1 protein-coding gene is annotated in these 1,331 nt (G+C 40.1%); it reads left to right on the top strand.

Features of this window, described 5'->3' with window-relative positions; genetic code table 11:
- A partial coding sequence (locus tag CP357_RS09870; protein WP_098037217.1) for an IS66 family transposase occupies positions 1 to 1,267 on the top strand: 1,267 nt, incomplete at its 5' end.
- Positions 1,268 to 1,331: the final 64 nt, after the last annotated feature.

The following is a 1,331-nucleotide window of genomic DNA, read 5'->3' as shown; positions in this document are numbered from 1 at the left end:
ACGAAAGCGTGCTGACTTACTAGCTGCCCTTCCAGCTGAAGAGGTTCACCATGAATTAGGCGACAAGCATTGTCCTGATTGTCATCATGAGCTGATTGAGATAGGCAAGCAGTCAGTTCGCCAAGAATTATTGTTTATCCCAGCTCAACTTAAAAGGCTAGACCATATCCAACATGCTTACAAATGTAAATATTGCAGTCAAAGAAATCTTAGCGACAAGATCATTAAAGCTGCAGTACCTAAAGCTCCCCTAAACCATGGTCTAGGTTCAGCTTCACTCATCGCTCATTCACTCTATCAAAAATATGAAATGAAGGTGCCGGACTATCGCCAAGAAAGCGACTGGAAGAAGATGGGACTAAAAGTTTCAAGACAGATGTTAAATTATTGGGATTTGAAAAGCAGTCAATACTACTTTAAACCAGTGTATGATCTGCTTAAGCAAAAGCTGTTAATGCGGCCAATTTTACATGCCGATGAAACTTATTACACAGTCTTAGAAAGTAAAACAATCAAGACTTACTATTGGGTCTTCCTTTCAGGCAAACATGATCAATACGGGATTACACTCTATCATCATGATCCTTCTCGGAGTGGCAAGGTTGCCTTAAACTTTTTAGGAAACTATCCCGGTTATTTGCACTGTGATATGTGGCAGGCTTATGAGCAATTGCCGAAAGCAACTTTAGTTGGCTGCTGGGCTCATGTTAGAAGAAAGTTTCACGAAGCCGTACCACAACAGGCTTCTGGAAAGTCCCTTGCCCAAAAAGGACTCAACTACTGCAATCGCATGTTTTACTTAGAACAAACCTGGGAGAATTTGAGCAAACAAGAACGTTACCAGCTAAGACAAGCAAAGCTCAAGCCTCTGATGCAAGAGTTCTTCAACTGGTGTGAGAAAAATAAAATCACCGTTTTGCCAGGCTCTAAATTGGGAAGAGCCATTAATTATACCCTCAAGCATCAAGCTACTTTTGAGCATGTCTTGCTTGATGGCAATTTAGAATTATCTAACAATAAGGCCGAACGCGCTGTAAAATCACTCGTCATGGGCCGGAAGAATTGGTTATTTTCTCAAAGTTTTGAGGGTGCTACTGCAAGTGGCTTTATTCTAAGCTTAATTGAAACTGCCAAGAGAAATGGCCTTGATCCTGAAAAGTACTTGAATTATTTGCTTCAGAAATTACCGAATGAAGAGATTCTGGATTCGGAAACCCTTGAAGCTTATTTACCGTGGCAAGAGAAGATCCAGAAGAATTGTAAATAAAAGAACTTAAATAACCGTCTCAGTATAACAGTAACTGGGACGGTTTTTAAGTACACTATTTTAT

It is taken from the genome of Lactobacillus sp. UMNPBX6, from assembly GCF_002553975.1.
Taxonomy (GTDB): domain Bacteria; phylum Bacillota; class Bacilli; order Lactobacillales; family Lactobacillaceae; genus Lactobacillus; species Lactobacillus gallinarum.
Note: the sequence above shows the minus strand (reverse complement) of the source record. Positions and strands in the feature narration are given on the sequence as shown.